The organism is Leisingera methylohalidivorans DSM 14336 (assembly GCF_000511355.1).
GTDB lineage: Bacteria > Pseudomonadota > Alphaproteobacteria > Rhodobacterales > Rhodobacteraceae > Leisingera > Leisingera methylohalidivorans.
On record NC_023136.1, the window covers coordinates 65,485 to 90,411 of the forward strand.

Annotated in this window: 17 protein-coding genes and 3 pseudogenes; 8 read left to right on the forward strand and 12 right to left on the reverse strand. The window is 64.8% G+C overall.

Going from position 1 to position 24,927, the window contains the following annotated elements; genetic code table 11:
- Positions 1 to 16 precede the first annotated feature (16 nt).
- Positions 17 to 2,299, forward strand: a complete 2,283-nt coding sequence (locus METH_RS21460; RefSeq protein WP_044008826.1) for a response regulator — start codon at positions 17 to 19, stop codon at positions 2,297 to 2,299.
- Positions 2,300 to 2,422: 123 nt separating this feature from the next.
- Here METH_RS21460 and METH_RS21465 read toward each other — a convergent pair whose 3' ends face one another.
- The 3 genes from METH_RS21465 to METH_RS21475 are packed head-to-tail and all read right to left on the reverse strand — an operon-like array spanning position 2,423 to position 4,454.
- Positions 2,423 to 3,229, reverse strand: a complete 807-nt coding sequence (locus METH_RS21465) for a metal ABC transporter permease (protein WP_024092397.1) — start codon at positions 3,227 to 3,229, stop codon at positions 2,423 to 2,425.
- Positions 3,226 to 3,975 (reverse strand): zinc ABC transporter ATP-binding protein ZnuC, encoded by a 750-nt coding sequence (gene znuC, locus METH_RS21470; RefSeq protein ID WP_024092398.1) that lies wholly within the window; start codon positions 3,973 to 3,975, stop codon positions 3,226 to 3,228. The genes METH_RS21465 and znuC overlap by 4 nt, the downstream gene beginning before the upstream one ends.
- On the reverse strand, positions 3,972 to 4,454 hold the full coding sequence (locus METH_RS21475) for a Fur family transcriptional regulator (RefSeq protein ID WP_024092399.1): 483 nt from the start codon (positions 4,452 to 4,454) through the stop codon (positions 3,972 to 3,974). Before METH_RS21475 ends, znuC begins: the two co-directional genes overlap by 4 nt.
- 112 nt (positions 4,455 to 4,566) lie before the next feature.
- On the opposite strand from METH_RS21475, the gene METH_RS21480 reads away from it, so the two are divergent.
- Positions 4,567 to 5,703 carry a zinc ABC transporter substrate-binding protein gene (locus tag METH_RS21480; RefSeq protein ID WP_024092400.1) on the forward strand — a complete coding sequence of 379 codons (1,137 nt, stop codon included), beginning with the start codon at positions 4,567 to 4,569 and terminating at the stop codon, positions 5,701 to 5,703.
- Between the two features lie 32 nt (positions 5,704 to 5,735).
- Here the strand turns inward: METH_RS21480 and METH_RS21485 are convergent, their stop codons facing one another.
- Together METH_RS21485 and amaB are read right to left on the reverse strand one after the other, a co-directional pair.
- Positions 5,736 to 7,007: an NAD(P)/FAD-dependent oxidoreductase gene (locus METH_RS21485; RefSeq protein WP_024092401.1), complete on the reverse strand. Its 1,272-nt coding sequence runs from the start codon at positions 7,005 to 7,007 to the stop codon at positions 5,736 to 5,738.
- Positions 6,997 to 8,499, reverse strand: a complete 1,503-nt coding sequence (amaB, locus tag METH_RS21490) for an L-piperidine-6-carboxylate dehydrogenase (protein WP_044008863.1) — start codon at positions 8,497 to 8,499, stop codon at positions 6,997 to 6,999. Before amaB ends, METH_RS21485 begins: the two co-directional genes overlap by 11 nt.
- Positions 8,500 to 8,636: 137 nt before the next feature.
- Here amaB and METH_RS21495 point away from each other — a divergent pair, with 137 nt between their 5' ends.
- The 3 genes from METH_RS21495 to METH_RS21505 all read left to right on the forward strand — a co-directional run bounded on the left by METH_RS21495 (position 8,637) and on the right by METH_RS21505 (position 11,773).
- Positions 8,637 to 9,542, forward strand: a complete 906-nt coding sequence (locus tag METH_RS21495) for a LysR substrate-binding domain-containing protein (RefSeq protein WP_084013880.1) — start codon at positions 8,637 to 8,639, stop codon at positions 9,540 to 9,542.
- A gap of 1 nt (position 9,543) precedes the next feature.
- On the forward strand, positions 9,544 to 10,431 hold the full coding sequence (locus METH_RS21500; protein ID WP_024092404.1) for a LysR substrate-binding domain-containing protein: 888 nt from the start codon (positions 9,544 to 9,546) through the stop codon (positions 10,429 to 10,431).
- 133 nt (positions 10,432 to 10,564) lie between these two features.
- Positions 10,565 to 11,773, forward strand: a complete 1,209-nt coding sequence (locus tag METH_RS21505; protein WP_024092405.1) for a pyridoxal phosphate-dependent aminotransferase — start codon at positions 10,565 to 10,567, stop codon at positions 11,771 to 11,773.
- Here the strand turns inward: METH_RS21505 and METH_RS21510 are convergent.
- Positions 11,770 to 14,310: an AMP-binding protein gene (locus METH_RS21510; protein WP_024092406.1), complete on the reverse strand. Its 2,541-nt coding sequence runs from the start codon at positions 14,308 to 14,310 to the stop codon at positions 11,770 to 11,772. The genes METH_RS21505 and METH_RS21510 overlap by 4 nt on opposite strands.
- A gap of 273 nt (positions 14,311 to 14,583) precedes the next feature.
- A pseudogene (locus METH_RS25055) lies at positions 14,584 to 14,844 on the reverse strand (DUF4172 domain-containing protein); the annotation flags it as partial.
- Positions 14,845 to 16,511: 1,667 nt separating this feature from the next.
- Here METH_RS25055 and METH_RS21525 point away from each other — a divergent pair.
- Both METH_RS21525 and METH_RS21530 read left to right on the forward strand, forming a co-directional pair.
- Positions 16,512 to 17,384, forward strand: coding sequence for a tyrosine-type recombinase/integrase (locus METH_RS21525; RefSeq protein WP_024092410.1), 873 nt, complete (start codon positions 16,512 to 16,514; stop codon positions 17,382 to 17,384).
- 11 nt (positions 17,385 to 17,395) lie between these two features.
- Positions 17,396 to 18,574, forward strand: a pseudogene (locus METH_RS21530) (IS91 family transposase).
- Positions 18,575 to 19,000: 426 nt separating this feature from the next.
- Here METH_RS21530 and METH_RS23615 read toward each other — a convergent pair.
- Positions 19,001 to 19,940, reverse strand: a pseudogene (locus tag METH_RS23615) (IS5 family transposase).
- Positions 19,941 to 20,040: 100 nt separating this feature from the next.
- Positions 20,041 to 20,745 (reverse strand): helix-turn-helix transcriptional regulator, encoded by a 705-nt coding sequence (locus METH_RS21545; protein ID WP_024092414.1) that lies wholly within the window; start codon positions 20,743 to 20,745, stop codon positions 20,041 to 20,043.
- A 64-nt stretch (positions 20,746 to 20,809) separates the two neighbouring features.
- On the opposite strand from METH_RS21545, the gene METH_RS21550 reads away from it, so the two are divergent.
- Positions 20,810 to 21,406, forward strand: coding sequence for a glutathione S-transferase family protein (locus METH_RS21550; protein WP_024092415.1), 597 nt, complete (start codon positions 20,810 to 20,812; stop codon positions 21,404 to 21,406).
- Between the two features lie 167 nt (positions 21,407 to 21,573).
- Here METH_RS21550 and METH_RS21555 read toward each other — a convergent pair whose 3' ends face one another.
- The 3 genes from METH_RS21555 to METH_RS24415 form a co-directional block, all read right to left on the reverse strand.
- Positions 21,574 to 23,358 (reverse strand): TRAP transporter permease, encoded by a 1,785-nt coding sequence (locus METH_RS21555; RefSeq protein WP_024092416.1) that lies wholly within the window; start codon positions 23,356 to 23,358, stop codon positions 21,574 to 21,576.
- Between the two features lie 72 nt (positions 23,359 to 23,430).
- The gene (locus tag METH_RS21560) at positions 23,431 to 24,393 is read right to left on the reverse strand and encodes a TAXI family TRAP transporter solute-binding subunit (RefSeq protein ID WP_024092417.1); all 963 of its coding nucleotides are present in this window, start codon (positions 24,391 to 24,393) and stop codon (positions 23,431 to 23,433) included.
- Positions 24,320 to 24,796, reverse strand: coding sequence for a hypothetical protein (locus METH_RS24415; protein WP_169731265.1), 477 nt, complete (start codon positions 24,794 to 24,796; stop codon positions 24,320 to 24,322). The genes METH_RS21560 and METH_RS24415 overlap by 74 nt, the downstream gene beginning before the upstream one ends.
- Positions 24,797 to 24,927 lie beyond the last annotated feature (131 nt).

A 24,927-nucleotide genomic window follows, 5' to 3' on the forward strand; every position in this document is an offset into this window, starting at 1 on the left:
GTGCCGCAGTAGAGATATGAAACGTACAGGCATACTATTTCAGATCGTGTTGTCGCTGCTGCTGGCCGCGTCGGCCGTTGGATTGGCGGTCGGCCATCTGGCCAAGCGCCAGGAGGTGCAGCGGCTTGAGGAGCAGCTTGCCGAGCAGGCTGACCTGACGGTTTCACTGCTCAGCGGGCTGATGCTGGAATCGATCATCGTCGAGGATGTTCCGGTACTGGAGACCGGGCTGATCGAGGCCGTCAACCGTAACCCGAAGATTGTATCGATCCAGATCCGCAGCCCGTCGGGCAGGCTGCTGGCCGCGGCCAATGCGCCGGCCGTGCCGCCGCCGGATCATCATGTGATCTATGAGCGGCCGATTGAGCTGGAAGGCGCCTCCTTCGGCACCATGATGGTGGAGTGGTCGACCCGCGACGGTGAAGCGCTGGTGGCGGCCAAGGTGCGTCAGATCATCATCTGGACCGTTGTGCCGGTGCTGGCTCTGTCGCTTCTGGTGCTGTTGCTGGTGCATGTTCTGGCGCTGCGGCCGTTGCAGATGATCCACAACCGGATGTCTGATGCCCTTGCCGGGCTGCGCAGCCCGCTGCGGCCGCTGCCCTGGTTCGCATCCCGGGAATTCCGGGCGCTGGATTTTTCGGTCGGCGTGCTGGAAGACGCATTCGCCGAGCGCGACGAGCGCGAATACGCTATGGAGCAGGCGCGCGAAGCGGCAGATATTGCGAACCGCGCCAAGTCGGAATTCCTTGCCAATATGAGCCATGAGATCCGCACCCCGATGAATGGGGTGATCGGCATGGCGGAGCTGCTGCAGGACACCGCTCTGGACGAGGACCAGCGGATGTATGCGGAGACCATTTCGAAATCCGGCACCGCGCTGCTGACGATTATCAACGACATCCTGAACTTCTCCAAGATCGAGGCCGGCAAGGTCGAGCTTAACCTTGCGCCGTTCAATTTGCAGACAGCGCTGGAGGATGTGGTCACCTTGCTGTCGCCCAAGGCGGCGGAAAAAGGGGTCGAGATCACCCTGCGGTACGACCCCGCGCTGCCGGAAATCTTTGTGGGCGATGCCGGCCGGATCCGCCAGGTGATCACCAATGTCGCCGGCAATGCGGTCAAGTTCACCCGCAAGGGCTATGTCTATATCGACTTGACCGGCCGCGCGCAGGACGGCCGCCATTTGCTGACGCTGCAGGTCACCGATACCGGAATCGGCATTGAGCCGGACCGGACCGGAGATATCTTCCGTGCCTTCGAGCAGGCTGACAATGCCGCCAGCCGCAATTTCGAGGGCACCGGCCTGGGGCTGGCAATTTCGGCGCGGCTGCTGACGCTGATGGGCGGCTCGGTGCGGGTGCGGTCGGAGCTGGGCGAGGGGTCTGTGTTCACCATCGAGTTGCCGCTGCAGGCGGGCGGCCATGTTGCCCCGGCTCGGGCGGGCAGCCCGCTCAGCTTGGCCGGACTCCACGGCTTGCTGGTGGATGACCTGGAATTGAACCGGGTGATGCTGTCCGAACGTCTGAGCTCCTGGGGGGTGGCCTGCACCCTGGCCGGCTCGGCGCATGAGGGGCTGGAGATTCTGTCGGATGCGCAGCTGGACGGGCGCCGGTTTGATTTCATCATTCTAGACTACCAGATGCCGGCGATGGACGGGCAGGAACTGGCAGCCCGGATCCGCGCTATGCCGGGTTTTGAAACGGTGCCGCTGATTGTGCTGTCCTCGGTGGAACATGCGCTGACCCGGTCGGATTGCGAGGCGATCGGGAATTGCGAGTTTGCGCTGAAACCTGTGCGGGCAGTGCAGCTGCAGCAGGTGATTACCCGGGTGCTGAACGTTCAGGGCGAAAAGCCGGCTGCTGTTGCCAGCGGCGGGGGCATGGAGGCGCCGCAAGTCCGGCGGGTGAATGTCCTGCTGGCCGAGGACAACCGCACCAACCAGCTGGTGGTTACCAAAATGCTGAAAAATACGCCGCTGAAGATCAGCGTTGCCAAAAACGGTGTGGAGGCTGTTGCGCAGTTCCAGGCAGAGCGGCCCGATATTGTTCTGATGGATATGATGATGCCGGAGATGGACGGGCTGGAGGCCACCGCCGAGATGCGCCGGATCGAGGCGGAGACTGGCTGCGGAAGATGTCCGATTGTGGCGCTGACTGCCAATGCGCTGCAGACCCACCGGGAAAAATGCCTGGCGGCTGGGATGGATGATTTCCTCAGCAAGCCGATCAACAAGAAGGCGCTGATCGAAGCGGTCAGCAAGTGGACCTGCGATGATGACCTGCAGCGCACCGGCAGCTGAGGCGGCGCATACACAGGCCGGCCAAGGGGATGCCGGCAGGCAGAGACAGGCCCGGTGTCAGGCCTGCTGCCCGGACCGGGGCCCTTTCCTGTCACTCGCGGCAGGGATGCGGTAGGGCAGCGGTCAGCCGCGGTGCCGCTGCAGCACCAGGCCGGCGAGGCTGGAGGCGGCAAAAAGCGCGGCTGCCAGGCAAACGATGCTGGGGCCGGCCGGGGTGTCGAACACAAAAGCCAGCTGCAGCCCCCCCGATGCCGCCAGCATTCCCAGCAGCGCGGCAATCACCGCCATCCGTTCCGGCGTGACCGCAAAGGGGCGGGCGGCTGCCGCCGGGATCAGCAGCATGGCGGCGATCAGCAGCACCCCGACCACCTTGATGGCAACCGCCACCACCAGCGCCAAAGCCAGCGTCAGCACCATCTGTTCGCGCCGGGGATCAATGCCTGCCGCATGGGCCAGATCCGGGTTCAAAGTGGCCGTCAGCAGCGCGGACCAGCGCCACCAGAGCAGTGCCAGCACCAGCAGCGCGCCGCCCCAGATCACCGCCAGATCACCGCGGCCCACTGCCAGGATATCGCCAAAGAGATAGGCCATCAGATCAATCCGAACGCCCTGCAGGAAAGACACTGCGACCAGGCCGAAGGCCAGCGAGGAATGGGCAAGAACCCCCAGCAGCGTATCCATTGCATAGCCGCGCCCTGCAAGCGCCGAGACAGTGGTGGCCATGGCCAGCGCGGTAGCCAGCACACCGGCAAAGACCGAGACATCAAAGCTGAGCGCCAGCGCCACGCCCAGGATTGACGCATGCGCAGTGGCATCGCCGAAATAGGCCATCCGCCGCCAAACCACAAAACAGCCCAATGGTGCCGCGGCCAGGGCCACGCCGATGCCGGCCAGGGCGGCGCGGATCAGGAAATCGTCAAGCAGGATCATTCCGCTGCCTCGTGATGGTTGCCATGCGTGCAATCATGATCATGGCTGTGATTGTGTTCATGCCGGTAAAGCGCCAGCGCACCCTGGGTGCCGGTGCCGAACAGGGCGCGGTATTCGGGCGCGGAGGCGACATGTTCCGGCGCCCCTTCGCAACAGACATGGCCGTTCAGGCAGACCACCCGGTCCGAGGCCGCCATCACCACATGCAGCTCGTGGCTGACCATCAGCACAGCACAGCCAAGCTCCTGCCGGACCTTCTCGATGCGCTGGTAAAAGGCGGCGGACCCGGGCTGGTCCAGGCCTTGGGTGGCTTCATCGAGGATCAGCAGCTGCGGATTGTTCAGGAGCGCGCGCGCCAAGAGAACCCGCTGAAACTGGCCGCCGGAGAGACCGGACATCTGACGGGAGGCCAGATCGCCGGCGCCGGCCTGCTCCAATGCCTCGGAGGCGCGGCTATCGGAAACCCGTTCCGGCAGGCTGAGAAAGCGGCGCACGGTCAGCGGCAGGGTGGGGTCGATATGCAGTTTCTGCGGCACATAGCCGATGCGCAGGCCGCGTGCGCGGTTGACGGCACCGCCTGTGGGTTTCAGCGCGCCGATCACGCTGCGCAGCAGGGTGGATTTACCGGACCCGTTGGGGCCGACCACGGTGACAATCTCGCCGGGTTCAATCACCAGATTCACACCGGACAGCACTGTTTTGCCGCCATAGGCGACAGTCAGATGCTCGAGAGAAATCAAGTTCATGCGGCGCCTGCCTGCTGGCATTTGGGGCACAGGCCCTCGGCCTCGATCACGGCGCGTTCGATGACAAATCCCGCGTCGCGGGCGGCCTGGCCGAGCTGGCCCTGAGTAGGCTCGCGCTGGGATTCAGCCACCGCATCGCAGGCGCGGCAGATCAGGAAGACCGGCGCGTGATGCTCGCCCGGATGGGTGCAGGCGATGAAGGCGTTCAGGCGTTCGATCTTATGGGCAAAGCCGTTTTTCACCAGGAAATCCAACGCCCGGTAGGCAACCGGGGGCTGTGAACCCAGGCCTTCTTCGCGCAGGCGGTCGAGGATTTCATATGCCCCGAGCGCGCGGTGTTCCTGCAGCAGGATCTCCAGCACCCGGCGGCGCACGGGCGTGAATTGCAGCCCGGCCCTGCGGCACTGAGTGTCCACCGCTGCGATGCAATCGTGAATGCAGCTGCTGTGGTCATGCGGTTCAAAACCGATGGTGTCCATTGCGGGGGTCCTTTGGACGGAGGCTGATTTGGCTCTTGATATGTTATGTTATGACGTTTATCAACCGCGTGATGTTATAAAGTTACATGAGGCGGAAATGCAAAAATCCAGCATGTGGAAAAACGGTGCGGCGGTTGTGGCCTTGCTGGCCGGGGCCGGGACGGGGGCTGCCTGGGCGGAGGTGCCGCGAGTGGCGGCGGATATCACGCCGGTGCACGGGCTGGTTGCGCGGGTGATGCAGGGCCTGGGCGCGCCTGACCTTGTGGTGCCGCCGGGGGCCTCGCCGCATGGCTATTCGATGCGCCCCTCGGAAGCGCGGGCATTGGATCAGGCGGATGTGGTGTTCTGGCTGGGAGAGCCGCTGACCCCCTGGCTGGAAGGCCCGTTGGAGAAGCTGGCCGGGGACGCGCACCGGGTCGAGCTGCTGCAGGCAGAGGGCACCACGGTGCTGGCCTTCCGCGAAGGGGCGCGGTTTGAGGCGCATGCGCATGAGGACGCGCATGGGGAGCACGGCGGCCACGCGGATCCCGAGGGCCGCGGAGATCAGGACGGTCATCGGGAAGAAGGCCACGAAGATCATGCGGATCACGAAGCGCATGCCGGCGGCGAAGGCGGTGACGGTCACGAAGGCCATGATCATCAAGAGCATGGGGAAGCAGGCCACGATGATCACCACGATGATCACCATGACGAGCACGAGGACCATGAGGCTCACGCTGCGGCCCATGGGCATGAGCACCATGGGGCCGATCCGCATGCCTGGCTGCTGCCGGCAAATGCGCAGGTGTGGCTGGACGTGATCGCAGCAGAGCTGTCAGAACACGATCCGGATAATGCAGCCGCCTACAAGGCCAACGCAGAGGCAGGCAAACAGGAGATTGCGGATGCTGCCGCCAGTATCTCGGCTGTTCTGGAGCCGTTCCAGGCCCGGCAGTTCATCGTGTTCCATGATGCCTATCAGTATTTCGAGCAGGGCTTTGGCCTGCAGGCGGCAGGGGCGATCTCGCTGAGCGACGCCAGCACGCCAAGCCCGGCCCGGATTGCCGAAGTGCGCGATGCGGTGGCGGAGCTGGAAGTGTCCTGCGTGTTCTCGGAGCCGCAGTTCAATCCCGGCCTGGCGGCCACCGTGCTGGATGGCACCGGGGCAGGCACTGCTGTGCTGGATCCGCTGGGGGCCGGGCTGGAGCCGGGACCGCAGTTTTATCCGGCGCTGCTGCAGAGCCTCGGCGCTGCGATTGCCGGCTGTTAAAACGCGGAGGCGGGCCAGGGCGGCCCGCCTTTTTACCGGTTGCTGACCAGATGGGTGAGGGTGGCGCCGGTTTCGTAATAGGCGCTGCGCAGGCCTGCAAAGGCGATCGCGTGGCTGCGTGACGGCGGCACTGGCAGGCGGGCGCGGTCGCCGGTCAGCAAGGTTTCGGCCATGGCGGCGCCGAACAGCGTGCCGGGGCCGATGCCGCGGCCGGAGTAGCCGAAGCAGGCCAAGCCGCCGTTCAGATCGAGGATCTTGGGCAGGTGTTCGGTGGTCATGGCGATCCGGCCGTGCCAGTGGCTGCGCAGGGGCATGTCTTTCAGTTCCGGATAGAGCGCCGCCAGCTTGCGCGGCAGCCAGTTGCGGTGCAGGGCGCTGCCGAAGTGGTTGAGCGCGCCCATGCCGCCGATCACCAGACGCCCGGCCTGATCCAGCCGCCAGGAGGACATCACCAGCGCAGTGTCCCAGCAGCCTTCGCGGCCCGGCAGGATTTTGCCCTGCAGCGCGGCGGGCAGCGGATCGGTGGCAGCCTGGAAATAATGCACCGGGATCACCTGCGGCGTCTCATAGCCGGTGATATCGCGGGCATAGGCATTTGTCGCCATGATCAGATGTTTGGCGCGGATGCTGCCCTTGGGGGTGGAGACATGCCAGCTGCTGCCGTCGCGGCGGATCGCGGCGGCGGGGGAATGCATGTGCAGCTGCGCGCCGGCCGCCGCGGCGGCGCGGGCCAGTCCGCGGACATAAGCGAGCGGCTGGATAGTGCCTGCGCGCGGATCGAACAGCGCCCCGTGCACGGCAGCGGAGCCTGTGCGCCGGACGGCTTCGTCCCGGTCCAGCAATTCCACCGGCGCGCCGATGGCGGCGAGCTCCGCGTGGCGGCGCTGCAGGTCCTTCAGCCCGGCCGGCGCATGGGCGCAGTGCAGGGTGCCCGTGTGCACCGGCTCGCATTGAATGCGGTGTTTTTCGATCAGGGAGAACACCCTCTGAGGCGCGCCGCCCAGCAGGGCCGACAGGCGGTTGCCGGAGTCTGCGCCCAGTTCGGCGTTGATGTCTTCGGGCGGCAGCCAGAGGCCCGCATTCACCAGCCCGACATTGCGGCCCGAGCCGCCGCTGCCGATCTCCGCTGCCTCGATCAGCTGGACCGTGGCGCCCATTTCTGCGGCTTGCAGTGCCGCGGCGCAGCCGGTGTAGCCGCCGCCGATCACCACAAGGTCGGCCTCTGCCTCCCCGGTGAATTCCGGGAAGGCAGCGTTTTCCTGACAGGTTTGCTGCCACAGGCTGGACGCCGTTTCAGATGTCAAATTTGATCCCCTGAGCAAGCGGCAGCTCGCGCGAATAGTTCACCGTGTTGGTCTGCCGGCGCATGTAGCCTTTCCAGGCGTCGGAGCCGCTTTCGCGGCCGCCGCCCGTCTCCTTTTCGCCCCCGAATGCGCCGCCGATTTCAGCGCCGGAGGGGCCGATGTTCACATTGGCAATACCGCAGTCCGAGCCCGCTGCCGAGAGGAAATATTCAGTTTCGCGCACGTCTGTCGAGAAGATGCAGGAGCTGAGGCCCTGGGGGACTTCGTTCTGCATTTCAATGGCTTGGTCCAGATCAGAGTATTTCACCACATAAAGGATCGGGGCGAAGGTTTCCGTGTGCATAATGTCCGTCTGGGCAGGCATCTCGGCAATTGCCGGATGCACATAGGCGGCTGCGCCGTGGGTGTCCGTCAGGGCCTGAGCGCCGCCATGCACGGTGCCGCCTTCGGACTGGGCGCGCTTTAGCGCGCTGGTCATCGCATCAAGGGCTGCGGCGTCGATCAGCGGGCCGACCAGGGTGCCGTCCGCCAGCGGGTCGCCGATGGGCAGGCCCTCGTATGCCTTGACCAGGCGCGGGATCAGCGCGTCGTAGATATCCTCATGCACGATCAGGCGGCGCAGGCTGGTGCAGCGCTGACCGGCGGTGCCGACGGCGGAAAAGACGATGGCGCGCAGGGCCATTTCCAGATCGGCGGAGGGTGCCACGATCATCGCGTTGTTGCCGCCAAGCTCCAGAATGGTGCGGCCCAGGCGTTTGGACATATCGGCAGACACGGCCTTGCCCATCGGCACCGAACCGGTGGCGGAGATGATGGCAACGTCTTTGGAAGCAGTCAGCACCTCGCCCAGATCACGCTCGCCGATCAGCACCTGAATAAGGCCCTCGGGGGCGTCTTTGCCAAAGGCGGCGATGGCGCGGTCGCAGATTTTCTGCACCGCCAGCGCGGTCAGGGGGGTTTTTTCGGAGGGTTTCCAGATCACCGGGTCGCCGCAGACCAGCGCCAGTGCGGCGTTCCAGCACCAGGGGGCAACGGGGAAGTTGAAGGCGGTGATGATGCCGCAGGTGCCCATCGGGTGCCAGCTTTCGCGCATCGCGTGGCCGGGGCGTTCGGAAGCAATGGTAAGGCCGTAAAGCTGGCGCGAGAGACCGACGGCAAAGTCGCAGATGTCGATCATCTCCTGCACTTCGCCGAGGCCTTCCTGGTAGATTTTGCCGCATTCCAGAGTGACGAGGCGGCCCAGGTTTTCCTTCTCGCGGCGCAATTCGTCACCCAGAAGCCGCACCAGTTCGCCGCGGCGCGGGGCAGGCACCAGGCGCCAGGATTTGAAGGCCTCTTTGGCGGCGGCGATCCGGGCTTCGGCCTCTGCAGCGGAGTGGGTTTTCAGCCGGGCGATTTCGCTGCCGTCCACGGGTGTGGTGACGGCGAGGCTGCCGCCGGTCAGTTCGGCCTGGGTCAGGCCGGCAGCGGCGAGGATGTCGGAATGGGGCATTTCAGGGTCCTTGTCGAGCGGGGCAGGGCATGAGGAAAACTTTTGGGTGGATTCCGCGGGCATCCTGCCGGATACGGTTCTGATATAGAAATTGCACCGCGCTCTCCGGATTGCTAATGAAACTAAATCCTGCCCCTATGAGTTTGAGTCATATGATCGCGCCGCGCCGTTTTCTGCCTTCCATCCCTTCGCTGCTGGCATTGGAGGCGGTGGACCGGCTGGGCAGTGCCTCGGCTGCGGCAGAGGATTTGTCCCTGACGCAAAGCGCCATCAGCCGCCAACTGAAACAGCTGGAGGAGCAGATGGGGGTCGATCTGATCGCCCGTGACCAGATGCGGATGCAGCTGACGCCGGCGGGGACCGGGTTTGCCAAGGAAGCGAGGGCGATCCTGACACGGCTGGCGCAGGCTTCGGTCAAGCTGCGGGCGAACCCGGACGGCGGCAGCTTTACCCTGTCGATCCTGCCGTCATTCGGGCTGCACTGGCTGGCGCCGCGGCTGCGGGAGTTTGCCGCCGCGCATCCCGGCATCACGGTGAACCTGCACACGCATAATCTGCCGTTCAGCTTTGATGCGGGCACGGCGCAGGCGGCGATCCATTACGGCACGCGGGACTGGCCGGGGGTGGCGTATCTGCCCCTGATGCCGAAACATGTGCTGCCGGTCTGCGCGCCGGGGCTGATGGCGGGGCCGGTGTCTGCGCCGGCGGACCTGCTGGATTACCCGCTGTTGCATCTGGAGACCCATCCTGATTGCTGGGAGCAATGGTTTCACTTGCATGATGTGCCGGCGGCCAAGCTCCGGGGGATGCTGTTTGACCAATCCTCGGCCATGACGCAGGGGGCAGTGCATGGGCTGGGGGTGGCTTTGCTGCCGGATTTCCTGGCGGAGAACGAGATTGCGCAAGGCCGGCTGGCGCTGGCGATGGAAGGCGCGGCGGTGAGACTGGGCGAGTATTTCCTGGTCTGGCCTGCGGATCAGGCCGAGGAGTATCCGCTGATCAAATTCCGCGAATGGCTGCTGTCGCAACTGGGGGAGGTGTGAAATGCGGCTGCCAAGCCTGACCCATCTGCGCTGTTTCGAAAGCGCTGCGCGGCATCAGAGTTTCACTGCGGCGGGAGAGGAGCTGGGCCTGACGCAAAGCGCCGTCAGCAAGAAAGTAAAGGAGCTGGAGGCGGATCTGGGGTTCGACCTGTTCCAGCGGTCGGGACGGGGCGTGGTGCTGACGCCGGCAGGGCAGGGGCTGGCCGCCGATCTGGAGCTGGATCTGGCCGGTTTGCGGGCGACGCTGCAGAAGGCTGCAGCTGCCGGTGCGGGCCGCTCGGCCTTGCGGATTGCGGTGCTGCCCGCCTTTGCCAACCTGTGGCTGATTCCGCGGCTGCCGGATTTCTTCGCCCGCCATCCGGAGGTGGAGCTGAGTTTCTCGACGAGGCTGGAACCGTTTGATTTTGCGCGGGAGAACTTCGATCTGTCGGTGCACTACGGGCTGGACAACTGGCCGGGCACCCATATGGCGCCCTTGTTCGGCGAGGAAATGGTGCCGGTCTGCGCGCCGGGATTCTACGCCGCGCACCGGCTGGAGCTGGCGGGCAACCTGGCGCAGGCGCCGCTGTTGCATCTGGACAGCCGGGCGGGATCCTGGGCGGAATGGTTCGACCGCGCCGGGCTGGCAGGGGCACCGCGGCAGGACGGGCGCTATTTCGACCAGCATTCGATGGTGATTGCGGCCGCGGCGGCGGGTCTGGGCGCGGCGATTGTGCCCTATGACATGGTGGCGCGGGAGATTGCGGCAGGGGATCTGTTGCGGATCCCGGGACCGGAGCTGGTGTCGCGCAAGCGTTATTACCTCGTGCGTCCGCACGGGCCGGTGCCGGAGGCGGTGCAGAAGCTTGAACGGTGGCTGAAAAAACAATTGCGATCGAGGCCGGATTGAGAAGATGCGCCTGGGCGCGGCGCTTGGCATTTGATGCCAAACCGGAATGAATGCTGTCGCAAACTGCCGGTTTCCCTGATGCTTTTGCCGCGGCAACCTTGCGGCGCCAGCAAACCAGCAGGGAGCCCTCGCCATGGCCCAGTTCCGCCGCGCAAGCCGTCTTGACCCGATCGGGGTCTCGGAGATTCTGACCATCGGCGCAAAAGCTGCCGGGATGAAACGCCAGGGGGCGCCGGTGATCATCCTTGGCGCCGGGGAGCCGGATTTCGACACGCCGGACCATATCAAGGAGGCTGCCGCCGCCGCGATGCGGGCGGGGGAGACCAAATACACCCCGCTTGGCGGCACGCTGGAATTGCGGCTGGCAGTTCAGGCGAAGTTCAAACGCGACAACGGGCTGGACTATGGGCTGGACGAAATCACCGCGGGCACCGGCGCCAAGGAGATCCTGTTTGATGCTTTCATGGCGAGCCTTGATCCCGGCGATGAGGTGATCGTGCCCGCGCCCTACTGGACCTCTTATTCCGATATCATCCGCATTGCAGGCGGCGAGCCGGTGCTGGTGCCTTGCGGCAGTAACACAGGGTTCCGGCTGACCGCAGAGAAACTGCAGGCGGCAATCACCCCGCGCACCCGATGGCTGCTGTTGAATTCGCCCTCGAACCCGGCAGGCGCGGGGTACAGCGCTGCGGATTACCGGCCGCTGCTGGAGGTGCTGCTGCGGCATCCGGATGTCTGGCTGATGGCCGACGACATGTATGAGCACATCACCTATGGCGGGTTCGAATTCGCCACGCCTGCGCAGGTGGAGCCGCGGCTGAAGGAGCGGGTGCTGACGGTCAACGGCGTCTCCAAGGCCTATGCGATGACCGGCTGGCGGCTGGGCTATGCGGGCGGGCCGAAAGATCTGATTGCAGCGATGAAAGTGGTGCAGTCGCAATCGACATCGCACCCGTCGTCCATTTCGCAGGCGGCAGCGGCGGCAGCATTGAACGGGCCGCAGGAGGTGCTGGCAGAGCGGCGGGCCGGTTTCCAGGCGCGGCGCGATCTGGTGGTGGAGGCGCTCAATGGCATGGACGGCATTGAATGCCCGGTGCCGGAGGGGGCGTTTTATACCTTTGCCGATTGCGCCGGCGTGCTGGGCAAGCGGACGCCGAAGGGGGCTGTGCTGGAGACGGACGCGGATTTTTGCGCCTACCTGCTGGACTGCCACCATGTGGCCGTGGTGCCGGGCCGGGCCTTTGGCATCTCACCTTATTTCCGGATCTCCTATGCGACATCCGAGACGGAGCTGCAGGAAGCCTTGACCCGGATTGCCGCTGCAGTCGCGGCGCTGGCTTAGGCCTGTGCCGCGGCCGGCTGGCGGCGGCTCCGGGCGCTGGTCCAGGCCAGCACCAGCTGGCGCTGCACGGCAGCAGCGGCGAGGCCGAGGGCAAGGCCGCCAAAGATTGCCAGCGCATCGGTCAGCGGGCTGCGGCCCTCCAGCCCGATCATCGGCATCAGCAGTTCCGGCACGAAACGGTGCAGCAGGTAGACCGGGAAGGCGGCCTGCGCCAGCCGCATCAGCGGGCGGGCCGCAAACCGCGGCATCGGCAGGCGGGTGACGAACAGCAGCCCGGCAATCAGCGCCAACAGCCACATGTATTTGATCCAGCCGCCGTACCAGTTGCCGCCAAGATAGGCCGCGGAGGGCATGATCAGGCAGGCTGCCCCCAGCACCAGAAGCCGTTGCCGCAGCGTGCTGGCGGCGGTGATGCACCAGCCCAGGGCAAACAGGTAGAAGACCCACGGCGCGGTGAACTGCGCCCGGCCGCCGATTGGCCAGACCTCGGGTACGATCAGCCGCAGCGCCACGGCAAGTGCCAGAAAACACAGGCCGGTGCGGAACGCGCCCTGGCGGACCAGCCAGCGGCGCACTGGCGGCACGGCAAAGGGCAGCGCCACCAGCAGGGTCATCTGCAGATAAGCCTCGATGAACCAGTACAAATACGGCAGCATCAGGTGGGTTTCCGGGATCGTCAGGGCAAAGTTGCCGGCCAGAAAGACCGAAGCCCAGGGCACCTGCTCCCAGGCCGCGGCATAGCCTGCGAGGATCAGGTAATAGGGGATCAGCACCGCCGCCACCGGTTTGAAGAAACTGCGCATATCGCCGGACTTCAGCGCGTCCCAGCGGAAGCCTGCGATGCTCATCCCCATCAGGATCACCATCGCCGCTGCCCCGCCGAACACCGGCCAGAAGGTCTGATGGGCCACCACCACCGCGAGGATGGCAACCGCACGCGCCGCTAGATCGAAGGGCAGGCTGGCACCGGGCGCCGGGGCGGCTTGCTCCAGAGCGCTGATCGGCATGTCTTCCCAGCCGGCAGGGGCGCCGCCGAGGGCCTCGTCCAGGGCCAGGGACAGCTCGACATGGCGCAGGGAATCTCCGCCGAGCGCAGCGAAGCTGTCGTTGCGGCCCACGGTCTGCGGCGCAAAGGCGGCCTGAAAGGCTGCCAGCACATTCCGGGCAGGTTTGGGCTGCGCCGACTGCGCCTTCAGCGCCGGATAGTCGATCTTGCCATTGGCACGCCGCGGCAGGGATTTGCGCGGCAGGACGGTGAAATGCTGCTGGCCGATGCCGGTCAGCTTGGCGGCCAGTGCGGCGATGCCGTCCTTTGGCCCGCAGATGGCAATCGAGATACGGCTGTCATCGCCCCAAACCGCGGCCTCATGCCCCTGAGCGGCCATGGCACGTTCGATGGCGTCATGGCCGATGCGCAGGCCGGCGATCTTGGACATCCGCGAGAGCCGGCCGGTGATGTGGTAGAGCCCGTTTGCATCGCGCCGGGCCAGATCGCCGGTTGCCAGTTCGCTGAGTTCTGCGCCCCTGGCCAGATCACTGCAGCTTTCGGCATAGCCCATCATCACGTTCGGGCCCTGGTAGATCAGCTCGCCTTCGCCTTCCGGCGTGGTGATTTCGGTACCGGCTGCAGAGCGCAGCAGCAGGCGGCCGCCGGGTACGGCGCGGCCGGCGGCGCCGGGATTGTCCAGTGCCAGATCCGGCGGCAGGTAGCTGATCCGCGCGGTGGCCTCGGTCTGGCCGTACATGACATAGAACCGGCCGCCGCGGGCCTGCATCCGGGCGGACCAGGCGCCGACCTGCTCCGGCTCCATGGCACCGCCGGCAACAGTGAGGGTTGTGATCCGCTCCGGCAGCGTATGGGAGAGGCCGGCGCTGTCCAGCAGGCGGAAGTGATGCGGCACGCCGGCCAGGCTGGTGGCGCCGGAGGCCTCCAGCGCTGTGGCAAAGCCGGGGTCCAGCACCGAGCCGGGAGACAGCCATAAGCTGGCACCGGCGGCAAGATGCGAGTGCAGCACCGACAGGCCGTAGGAGTAATGCAGCGGCAGGATCAGTGCGGCGCGGTCGTCGGGCCGGATCTCCAGATACTGGGCAATGGCCTTGGCATTTTCATCCACCGCAGTGCCGGACAGGCGCACCCCGCGGCCGTGGCCGGTGCTGCCGGAGGTCTGCAGCAGCAGTGTCAGATCCGGGTGGATTTCTGCGGGGTCATGGGCGTGCGCCAGCAGCCGCCAGGATCCGCCCATGCGCCGGAAGCTGGCAGCCGGGCGGAACCGCTCCTCAAGCCGGGCAGCGGTGACGGGGTCCGCGGCCGGCAGCGGCATCACCGCGTGGCCCGCGGCCAAGGCGCCTGCATAGGCGATGATGGCCTCGGGATCGGATGCTGCTTCGACCGCAATGAGCCGCCGGTCTTGCGGCAGCAGTCTGCCGAACTCTGCGGCAGCGTCAGCCAGCGCAGCGTAAGTCAGCTCGGCTCCGTCCGCCGCAATCACGCAAGGATTGCCGGCAAACGCGCGCAATTCGTCCAGGTCGTAGAACATCCGCATCTCCTTCGAGCGCGGCGGGTAATTTAATTTACTAATTTTGTCAATTATTGACCGGCGGCCCCTTGCCAGCCCGGTTCCGGCTGTGGAGCCGGATTGAAGATTGAGTGCGGCAGATGAGAAACATGACGCTATCAAGCCGCCAATCCGGCCAGCGGCATTGTGGACCATCTGAAACGAGATGCAGGCTGAAAGTTTCCATCACCGGTCTCTTGGCAAACACAGCAGGCCAGTGGGAGCGGCGATATCGATCACAGTCCTTTGCCCTTGACGTTCCATTTCGTACGCGACTTGACCTGAAGGCGGTGCCTCAAAATGTACTGCCGGCCGGTCAAGGCGGCCGGAGACGATTTGCATCGCCTCATCGCTTAGCTACCCGATGCGGAGTTGCTGGCGCTCAGGTTGGCTGACATGATGGACAGCTCCGGGAAACTCGCCGGAAGACAGCAGAAACTGCTGTTCCAATGGCCCGAGAGCCGGGGTGCCATATCGGACGTCCGGCCGCACAGGTAATTTCCAGTTCCACGGCATGAGGTATAGCGGGCCTTTCTATAGCTCAAATATTGTTCCATGGTGAGTTATAGGGGGCGATGCTATCGATCAGCGCCGGTCCTGCCGGGATCGGTGCCATGTGGATACTGATGCGCGAACTCGTCATTCCCAAGGCAGTGGAAATCACTTTCGAATGCGTCCTTGGTTGAACATCGAGGACACGCCCCGAAAGGCCTCTAACCTGCTAGCATCCCCTCCAGGACAGCCCTCGTAGCGGCCTGATGGTAGGTCTGCCCTGTATGCCCTGGACCATCGGGTGATGGTCATTTCCTCAGTCTTGCTTCGGCCTTCCCTTCGAAACAGGAGAAAACCGCGCGGGCCGGGCGGATTGCGCATCGCGGATTATCGTTGCCGGGCGGAAAATCCGCTGGAACACAGGAATCCCCGCCGTGTCCTAATCCAGCACGGAGCACTATAAGCCCCCCGCATCAGCCCGCTCGGGCCGGGGTATCAATCCCAGGAAAATTCAGGAATGCCCCAATGACCAAGCAAAGCGTAACCCCGCGGCAAGATTGCGTTACCCAGGGAATCCGTACCCGCTGACGAATTCTGCTTATTTTGGCCGGCAACATGGCGCTGCGCCGCCGGTTTCATCCATAGCCGGTACTCGTCAAGCATGACATCTGGAAGCCGATGTCACGGTATCTTGCACAGTCATAAGCTGCCCTTGCGTGCCGCGGAAAAAGTTCCATCGAAAGATCACTTCTGAAGGGATGCCGAAGGCTGTGGCGGTTTCAGCCGGAAAACATGGATCAGGCACCGGCCGCTCTGCCTCAGCAGCAGGCAGGGGCCGAAGCAACATCGGGACAGAAGTTATCATCATGAAAAAGAACATCCACCGCGGTTGGCGGGCGGCACAGCTTTATATTGGGTTTCACCGCGACCCATCCGGCCGGAAACGCGATACAGCGAAGGTGTGGCCGTCGCGGGATTGCGATCCAGATTGGCTCAAGACACCCCGCCACTGGTGCCGACAGCCGGCACTGCGAAAGGCGGGCCAGGCGGGCACAGCGATGGCAAACTTGACCCGGAGACGCACACCGGCGGCAGTACAGCTGCCGGGCTAAACGCATCCCTGAACCACGGCGAAACGCCAAAGGCGGCGGAGGTGCACAGCTTGCCTTGCGCGCAGAAGTTTCAGGCGGTCCAGGCGGGCAGCCATCATCTGCAGGCACGGCAATGCTCCCGGCCGCCTTCTGACGGACCGGATTGCCTCAAGCCCGAAAGCTATCCTGGTGAGTTTTGAGAACGGAACCCGGGTGGATGAGGTTCCATTGTCGGAGCTGGAATTGATCGAAGTTATTGAGCTGCAGAAGGAGCGGCCTGAGATTATCCGGAATCAGGCGCGATGTTACCGCTGTTTTCAGCGCAGGTTTTTTGAGACTGCAGATCGTCTGCGGCCCACAATAGTTGCGGTCGGGCTCAGGGCATTGAGACTGGAATATGAAGCCTGAGACCGGCTGTCGCGAGAGCGGTTGTTCGCTGTAAGGTGGCCGAACGGGGGAGATGCGGACAGGGACGAAACCGCTTTCGCGGTAGTGGCGCTTGTTGCGGAAACAGCGCGTTGACTTGCGGGCTGGGATTTTGCGGATGCGCGCGTCTGTCTGACGATTGGGAGCTTCTCAATCTGATGGCAGGAGATTTCCATGACCGACCAATATGTGCCGAAGCTGCGCCAGCGGTTTCTCGAAGACATGCAGATCAAGGGTCTGCAGCCCAAGACGCAGACGCTGTATTTGCCGGCGATGCGGGAGTTTACGCGGTTCCCGGGGCATTCGCCGGGCACCGCGGCGCCAGCGGAGTTGCGGGCGTTTCAGCTCGACATGAAGGAACCGGGCGCCGGCGGGCCGGCCTTCAACAACCGGCTGACGGTGCTGAGTTTCTTTTTTGCGGCGACATGCCCGGGCCCGGAGATGAAGCGGCACATGCGCTATCAGCGCGCAGCGAAGAAGATCCCCGCGGTTCTGAGCGCCGAGGAGGCCGCGCGCATTTCGGAGGCCGCGCCGGGGCCCGGGCTCAGATACCGGGCGGCCTTCAGCGTGGCCTGTGGCGGTGGGCTGAGGGCGGGCGAGGTTACGCACTTGAAGGTCACCGGTACCGGCAGTGACCGCATGTTGATCCGCGTCGGGCAAGGCAAGGGCCGCAAGGACCGCCATGTGATGCTGCCGCCAAGTTTGCTCGAACTGCTGCGCGGCTATTACCGCGAAGCGCGTCCGGCAGGCTGGCTCTTTCCCGGCCGCAACCGGGTCGATCCAATCCCGGCGCGGCAGGTCCACCGGGCCTTTGGTGCGGCCTGTGACTTTGCCGGGATCACGAAGAAGGTCTCACCTCACACTCTGCGGCACAGCTTTGCCACCCATCTGCTGGAAAGCGGGACTGGCATCCGGGTCGTCCAGGTGCTGCTTGGGCATGCCAAGCTGGAAACGGCGGCGGTCTACACCAAGGTGGCGACCAAAACGATCCGGGATGTCATCAGCCCGCTTGATCTTCTGGCGGGTCGGGAGGCCGGGCCCGGTTAAGCCCGGCTTTCGTGCCGCGCCCCGGACTGGAGGCCGCGGAGATCTTCCGCGCCGACGGGCCTGCCTGCCGCCAAGAACACGCTGGGCGCCTGAACCTTCCGCAGTTGACGGTGATGTCCGCGATTGAGACCTGCCGGACCGCCGCGCTTGGCGGCCGCGTCGCGGCCTGTGACAAGTGCGGCCGCCGGCACATCGCTTATAACTCGTGCCGCAATCGGCACTGCCCGAAATGCCAGGGGGCCACGGCGCGGACCAGGATCTCTGGCGCGCATGGAAGACCTGTTGCCGGCCGAAGACTTCCATGCGGTTGTTACGCTCCCTGCCCGGATTGCCGACTTTGCCTGCCAGAACAAGGCGGCGGTCTACGGCCTCTTGTTCAAGGCTTCGTCACAAACGCCACTGACCATCGCTGCCGGCCAAAACACCTTGGCGCAAAGATCGGCATGGCATCGGTGCTGCACACATGCGGCCCGGCGATGACCCACCATCTGCACGTGCATGTCATCGTGCCAGGTGGCGGGCTGTCCCAGGACGGCACCCGCTGGATCGGCTGCCGCCCAAGGTTCTTCCTATCCGTGAAGGTCCTGTCCCGGCTGTTCCGGCGCCTGTTCCTTGAAGGGCTGATCCGGTTGCTCCGGACGAGCAAGCTGCGTTTCTTCGGAGCATTGGCGGGACTGGCCGGCTCCGGCAGCTTGGCAGCCCATCCCGCGCCACTACGCAAGACCGATTGGGTTGTTTACGCCGAGCCACCCTTCGGAGGGCCCGAAGCCGTGTTGGCCTGTCTCAGCCGCTATACCCGCCGCGTCGCGATCTCGAACCAGCGCTTGGTCAGCGCCAATGCCGGCACGGTGGCCTTCCGCTGGAAAGACTACCGCATCAGGCGCGGTGACCGATTGAAGATCATGCGCCTGCGCACGGACGAGTTCATCCGTCGCTTCCTGATCCACGTCCTGCCCTCCGGCTTCCTCGCCAACGGCATCCGCCGCGGCAGGATCAAGAAGATCAGGCATTTGCTCAACGCGGGGCCCGAACCCGGTCAGGCAACCGGTGAAGCGGCAAGCGATGATCCCGACGGCCGGATCGTGTGCCGGCCTGGCCCCAAATGCGGCGGGGCGATGCGCATCGTTGAGACATTCACCCGCGGCCAAACCCCGAAATCCCGCGCGCCGCCATTGGGGGAGGCCGCATGACACAGCGAAAATGCCCGGCCTCGCGAGACGCAGACGCCGAACCGATCACTGCGCCCGGCCTCATGAAACAGGCGCCAAAACAGGCACCAAAACAGGCTAATGGATGCGAAAAGACAAACCAACCGGCAACAACAGGCCGTCAAAACCGCCGCGCCTGCACTCGTCAAAGCGATCAGCCCCACCGATCCGGCCAACGAAGGCTGAACTCGTAACGCACAACCCCCATAGCAACGAAAGCCGCCCGCGCTTTCCTCCTTGTCAGATTTATCGCCGCTGCATCTCACGATGACAGCAGCCACAAACCTCAGACAAGGCCGCCGTTGGATGCGGCACAAGCAGTGACCGCTCCCAGCGAAAACTTGGCATTTAGGGGGCTTTGTTGCGCAAGGAGCGTAAAGCCCGCACGTCCTCTTTCCCCAGACTGACTTATCCCTTGGGTTCTGTGACGGGTATGCCGAGCGCGGTGTAGCCGTTCAGAACCGCAGCGCGGACCTGGAATTCGGCAACCTGACGATCGAAGTCGCGTGCCATAAGGCTCTGCCCCAGCAGTTTTACACGATGCATCTTCGTCTCGGCGCGGCTTCGGAGGTGGTATCCGATCCACTTATGCCAGATGGCGCGTCCAAGGTATTTCGAAACGCGGAGCGCTTCGTTCCGGGCGATCGGACCAGGAGTGGATGGCTTCCACGGCTTGGCGTTCTAGCGGGGTGGAATGACAGCGTGTGCGCCTCGGCCGGCGACAGCCTCGCGGCACTTCCGCGTGTCGCAGGCACCGTCCGCGGTGACCGATCCGATCTCCGCGCCGGCGGGGATCTGGTCCAGCAGCCCGGGCAGCATCGGCGCGTCACCGACATGGCTGCCAGTAACCTCGACCGCACGGATTTCCAGCGTCGGTTCGCCGACGCCAAGGAGGAGCTTGCGCCACAACCGGCGTTTCGCGCCGCCATGCATGCGGGCGTGCCACTCGCCTTCGCCCTCTGCCTTTATGCCGGTGCTGTCGATCAAAAGGTTCAGAGGCCCCTTCGAACCGCCGCAGGGAATGTCCGCGACACGTCCTAGGGGTCTTCCGGCGCCTGCTCAGAGTGCTGAAATCCGGCACCGTCCAGTCGAGACCGATCAGCCGCAGGAGGCTTTGGGCGAAGCCCGTCGTCTGCCTGAGCGCCATGCCGAAGAGGGCCTTCAGTGTCAGACACGTCTGGATCGCGGCGTCGCTATACTGCGGCTGTCGGCCTCGCTTGCCGGGCGGCGGCGGCACCCAGACCATGTCTCGGTCGAACCAGATCGTCAGGGAACCACGCTGTTCGAGGGGTTCGTTGCAGACCGGCCAGTTCTTGGTCTTGTAGCTCGGCGGGTTGGGTCTGCTCATGCAGCCGAACTACCACGCTGGATTCACGAGATGAATCCCTCCTCGCCGCTGCGCGACAAAGCCGTGACCAGCATGAACTTAGGCTCCAAGCAGGCCGCTTCTACTCTTTTGCGGACGATCCGGGAGCGGTGTGCCGCGCTGCGTAGTCGCGCAGCAAAGACACACGCCGGGGCCGGAAGCTGCGTCCGTTGAGGCATGCGAGTTCGATCCCGGCGGCGTGGAAGACGCGCCAGTCCTGCCGCAGGCAGCACCAGACCAGCACCATCAGTGTGCGGTCCGAGTAGCTGATGCCCAGGGGCCAGACCTCGCGCTGCGTGACCCGGCCCTTGAGGTCACGATACCGCACGTCGAGCGCCAGTTCCTCCCAGCAGGCGCGGCGCAGAAGCGGCATGTCCACGGTGACCTGCACGCGGGCAGGCGGCGGGCGGAAGCTGCGCAAAACGGTGTGCATGGCTTGCTGCGACTGCCCGTCGGCAAGCGTGGCAATGATCCTGGCAAGGGCCGAACGGCCTGCCGCCTCCAGTGCCGCATCGCCCGTCTGGCGCAATTCTCCCACGGCCAGGACCAGCGCCTCGATCTCCAGCCGGGAGAAGCTTTGCGGCGGCAGCGCCGGGTCCTCGGTCAGCCGGTAGCCGACCCCGGCCTCGCCATCGATCAGGGCGCCGCCCGCGCGCAGCGTGGCGATGTCACGGTAGAGCTGCCGCCTTGATACGTCCGTCTCCGCCGCCAGCCGCGCGGCCGTGACCGGCGCGGGCAGGCGGCGCAGCGCGTCCATCAGGCGCATGAGGCGGTCGGTCCGGGCCATGCTGACGCGATCTGTCAGCAGCCTGCAGCTAAGTCAAGGCATCACGCAATTCCAGGAGATACCCATGCCGACACTCTACCACGCCCCGAACTCCCGCTCGACGTCCATCCTTGTCCTGATCGAGGAGTTGGGCGTTGCCGACAGTATCGATGTGATCGGCGTCACCGTCGACCGGCAGGATGGCAGCGGCGGTCCGGACCCGCGCAATCCGCATCCCGAGGGTAAGGTGCCCTACCTGACCGACGGAAATGACCATGTTCGCGAGCGCGGTGCAATCGTCGCTTTCCTGACTGACAAGTTCCCCGAGGCCGGGCTCGGCCGTCCCGCCGGGCACCCGCAGCGCGGCGCCTTTCTGAGCTGGCTGTTCTATTATCAGGGCGTGATGGAGCCCGTGCTGGTGCTCGACTGGGCGAAGATCGATCATCCCGTCCTGGACGCGACATTCCGCGACCTGGATGCCGTTTTCGCCCGCCTGTCCGAAGCGCTGGACGGCCAGCCCTATCTTCTCGGAGAGGACTACTCGGCGGTCGACCTGCTGCTGTCGAGCCCCTTTCATTGGCTTCCGGACGCCATGCCGGAGCAGCCCTCCGTCCAAGCCTGGATAAGGCGCTGCGCCGATCGTCCGGCGTTCAAGGCCGTCACAGAACGGGAGAGATCCTGACGGCGGAAACAGGGCAGGGCCGCGAAGCCGGGCCTTTCGGTCATTTTTCCGGCCCCGCTGAAGAATAAGCACGCGCTGACAACTTTCAGTGCTTTATGGACATCACGCTGAAAGCCGGGACCGGTTCAGGCTGACCTCGATTTCGGTCAGCTTCGGCCCGGCCGTGCTCAGATCCAGAGACCGGAGAACGTGACCGCGAGCCCAAGCCCGCAGAGTCCTATGGTCGGAGCCAGGCGGCGCGCTCCGATCAGCCCGGCAGAGACCAGCGTCAGCCCCACGCCCATGCGCAGCAGTGCTATCAGCGCGTTCAGCGGATCATGGGCGAGGTTTAAGATGCCCGGATTGGCCACCATCCCCAGCGGGATCAGGTACAGCCCGACGCCCAGCGACATTGCGGTGAGCGCCACCTTCAGCCAGCTCTCCCCGATCATGCCGGCTGCGATGAACACTGCGCCGCAGACCGGCGGAGTGATGGTGGACAGAAGCGCGAACCAGAATACGAAGAGATGCGCCTGCAACGGCTCAAGCCCAAGCTGTGTCAGCGCCGGTCCTGCGACGGAAACGCAGATCACATAGGCCGCGGTGGTCGGAACTTCCATGCCCAGGATCAGGCATGCGATCGCAGTCAGGATCAGCGACGGCCACAGCAGTCCGCCCGACCCCTGGATAATCAGCGAGGTGATCTTCACTCCCAGCCCGGTGATTGACAGCACGCCGATGATGATCGAGGCACAGAGGATGATCGCGGCGATCATCGATACCTGCCGTGCCCCGTTCAGAAGCGCCGCAGCGGTGCGGTCGAGGATCTGGCGCGGCCGAAAGGACATCTCGGCGTTGAAGACCAGCAGCACAGCACCGGCCATCACCGACAGCGCCGCGGCATATTCCGGCGTGAACCCGGCCCCGAACATGCTCCAGATCAGCACGCTGAACGGCACCAGGAAGAATAGCGAGGTGATGATCACATCGCGCCGCTGCGGCCGCTCTTCGGCTGGCACGCCGCGCAGGTCGAAGCGGCGGTTGTAGGCGTTGATGCCGACCCAGACCGCCAGGAAATAGAGCAGCGCCGGCAGCACTGCCGCCGCCATGATCGAAGTGTAGGGCACCCCTGTCAGCTCCACCATCACGAAGGCTCCCGCCCCCATCAGCGGCGGCATGATCTGACCGCCGGAGGAGGCCACCGCCTCGACTGCGGCCGCCAGCCGCTTGGGGTAGCCCAGCCGCGTCATCGCCGGCATGGTGATGGCGCCGGTAGAGGCGACATTGGCCGACGCCGAGCCGGAGATCGAACCGAACAGCGCGGATGAGATAACCGAAACCTTGGCCGCGCCGCCCTTGAGACGGCCCGCGGCGGCCCCGGCCACATTCATGAAACCCTGGCCTGCCTCGCCCGCGTTCAGCACCGCGCCGAAGATCACGAAAATCGACACCACCCCGACCGACACCCCGGTCAGCGATCCCCAGATGCCGCCCTCGGCGATAGTGAGGGTGCCGAGGAAGCTTTCCAGCGGCGTGCCGGAATGGCCGAACTCGCCGGGAATGTGCTGGCCGAAAAGCCCGTAGAGCAGCGCCAGCGCTGCCACCACCGGCAGCGGCCAGCCGATAGCCCGGCGCGCGGTTTCCAGCACCACTGCCAAGAGTACCACCGCAATGGCCACCTGGCCGCGCCCCTCGAGGAAGCCGTACTGGTCGCCCAGGGCATCGGCGTTGAGCGCCACCCAGACTGCCGCGGCGCAGCCCGAGATTGCCAGCACGATCCCCGATAGCAGCCGCCAGCGCTCCTGCACGCCGAACACCAGCGCGAACGGCAGTATGAAAGCCATGTGCAGCGGCCGGCTGACCAGGTTGGGCACGATGCCGGTAAAGACCAGGGCGAGGTGGTAGCTGACCAGGCCTGCGGCCAGCAGCAGCCAGAAGCCGGCCGCAAGACGGCTTTTCGGAAGATGGGTCATGAGGCGGGCTTTCGGCAAAAGAAACGGCGCGCTCCGGAAACGGGAGCCTCCTTGAGTGCGCCGCTGTGGCTCTTATTGGTTCCGGGCGTCCGGCAGGGCGATACCGGCTTCCTCGTAATAGCGGACTGCACCCGGGTGCAGCGGCGTGGTGATATGCGCCATCAGATCGGCGGTTACGCCACCCCACCAGGCCGAGGTGCCGGCCATCCTGGCCTTCTGTTCCCAGTAGGTCCGGGTAAGCTGGTAGGCGGTTTCGTCGTCCATCTTGGTGGTGGTGAAGGCAGCCACCGGCAGCGAGGTCGTCACCACGTCCTGATCCTGACCAGCGTAAGTGCCTGCCGGGATCACAAGCCGGGTGCGCTTGGTCTCAGCCACCTGTTCCGGGCTGAGCGACAGCAGCGTCACCGGGGTCGAGGCGGCCGCTTCCACTACGTTCGGCGCCGGGAAGGAGCCGGCGGTGACGAAGGCGCCGATCTGGCCGTTCTTCAGTGCGGCAACCGCGTTCGACAGCTCCGCATCGGCGATCTTCACCTTGTCGGCGAGGCCGAACAGGGTGAGGTACTTCTCGCCTTCGGTCGCACCGAACGAGCCCTTGCCCAGCAGCACAGTCTTGCCCGCCAGGTCGTCCAGCGTGCCGGTGCCGCCTTCGCCGGCCATCACAAAATGCATGGTCAGAGAAGGGATCGGGAACAGCGCCCGGATTTCATCGAATTGCGGCGCCGACTTTCCTTCGAAGGGGCCTTTACCCTGCTGCGCGAGACCGACCAGCGCTGGCGGAGTGGTGAACACATAGTCGCCGCCGCGCGCCCGCACTTCCATTACGTTTTGGGTCGACCCCTGGCTTTCCTCGATGGTGACGATGATGCCGCCATCGGTTCCGGCTTTCATTGCTTCTGCCAGTTCCACCCCCATCTGGTAGTAAGAGGAGCCGCTCTTGGCAGATTTGTAGGTCACCCGCGTTTCAGCCTGGGCTGTTCCTGCCAGCAGCACGCCGGCTGCCATCATGGCGCCCATATGTTTCAGAAATTTCGTCATAAGTGGTTCCTCCGTCCCAGACCGTGAATAGTCGATAGTCCAACTTTGGCCGCTGCGCCAGACCGGCCATGGCGACACGGGTTTGCATATGCTTGAATGACCGCTTTGCGCGCGCCGCCGACAACTGGAAGAACAGGGGCCGTGATGGGGTTCGTGTCCGCCGCGCCGGCGCTGCACCGGTAAAACCCGAAGTTACGGCAAAGGGATCGGCGGGATCAATGAACGGCTGGGGCCAGAAAAAGAGATCCGCCAAATCACAGGCAAACACCTGAAAAATCGGATCGAGAGCAACCAAGCGGTGCCCAAGCATCTGACCCAGCCAAAGCGCGGCTTCTACCACGGGATCGTCTTCGCCGCGAACCTCTGTTTTGAAACCGCTTGAGTGGAAACGGAAATACCGCAAATCTCAGCCTAGAAAGCCCAACGCAACAGACCCCTTGCATTCCTTCGCCCTATAACCGACAGGGCGCGCTCCTGCGGCAAGGTCCTTTTGCGGTGTGGCGCGCATCTTACCCGCCACACCTCTGACTGTGA

What these genes read in the sequence shown, in the direction of transcription:
- METH_RS21495 (WP_084013880.1), top strand. Translation starts at nt 8,637, where the DNA reads ATGAGTTTGAGTCATATGATCGCGCCGCGCCGTTTTCTGCCTTCCATC.
- METH_RS21555 (WP_024092416.1), bottom strand. Translation starts at nt 23,358, where the DNA reads ATGACCCATCTTCCGAAAAGCCGTCTTGCGGCCGGCTTCTGGCTGCTG.
- METH_RS21505 (WP_024092405.1), top strand. Translation starts at nt 10,565, where the DNA reads ATGGCCCAGTTCCGCCGCGCAAGCCGTCTTGACCCGATCGGGGTCTCG.
- METH_RS21550 (WP_024092415.1), top strand. Translation starts at nt 20,810, where the DNA reads ATGCCGACACTCTACCACGCCCCGAACTCCCGCTCGACGTCCATCCTT.
- METH_RS21500 (WP_024092404.1), top strand. Translation starts at nt 9,544, where the DNA reads ATGCGGCTGCCAAGCCTGACCCATCTGCGCTGTTTCGAAAGCGCTGCG.
- znuC (WP_024092398.1), bottom strand. Translation starts at nt 3,975, where the DNA reads ATGAACTTGATTTCTCTCGAGCATCTGACTGTCGCCTATGGCGGCAAA.
- METH_RS21475 (WP_024092399.1), bottom strand. Translation starts at nt 4,454, where the DNA reads ATGGACACCATCGGTTTTGAACCGCATGACCACAGCAGCTGCATTCAC.
- METH_RS21510 (WP_024092406.1), bottom strand. Translation starts at nt 14,310, where the DNA reads ATGTTCTACGACCTGGACGAATTGCGCGCGTTTGCCGGCAATCCTTGC.
- METH_RS21560 (WP_024092417.1), bottom strand. Translation starts at nt 24,393, where the DNA reads ATGACGAAATTTCTGAAACATATGGGCGCCATGATGGCAGCCGGCGTG.
- amaB (WP_044008863.1), bottom strand. Translation starts at nt 8,499, where the DNA reads ATGCCCCATTCCGACATCCTCGCCGCTGCCGGCCTGACCCAGGCCGAA.
- METH_RS21465 (WP_024092397.1), bottom strand. Translation starts at nt 3,229, where the DNA reads ATGATCCTGCTTGACGATTTCCTGATCCGCGCCGCCCTGGCCGGCATC.
- METH_RS21460 (WP_044008826.1), top strand. Translation starts at nt 17, where the DNA reads ATGAAACGTACAGGCATACTATTTCAGATCGTGTTGTCGCTGCTGCTG.
- METH_RS21545 (WP_024092414.1), bottom strand. Translation starts at nt 20,745, where the DNA reads ATGGCCCGGACCGACCGCCTCATGCGCCTGATGGACGCGCTGCGCCGC.
- METH_RS21525 (WP_024092410.1), top strand. Translation starts at nt 16,512, where the DNA reads ATGACCGACCAATATGTGCCGAAGCTGCGCCAGCGGTTTCTCGAAGAC.
- METH_RS21480 (WP_024092400.1), top strand. Translation starts at nt 4,567, where the DNA reads ATGTGGAAAAACGGTGCGGCGGTTGTGGCCTTGCTGGCCGGGGCCGGG.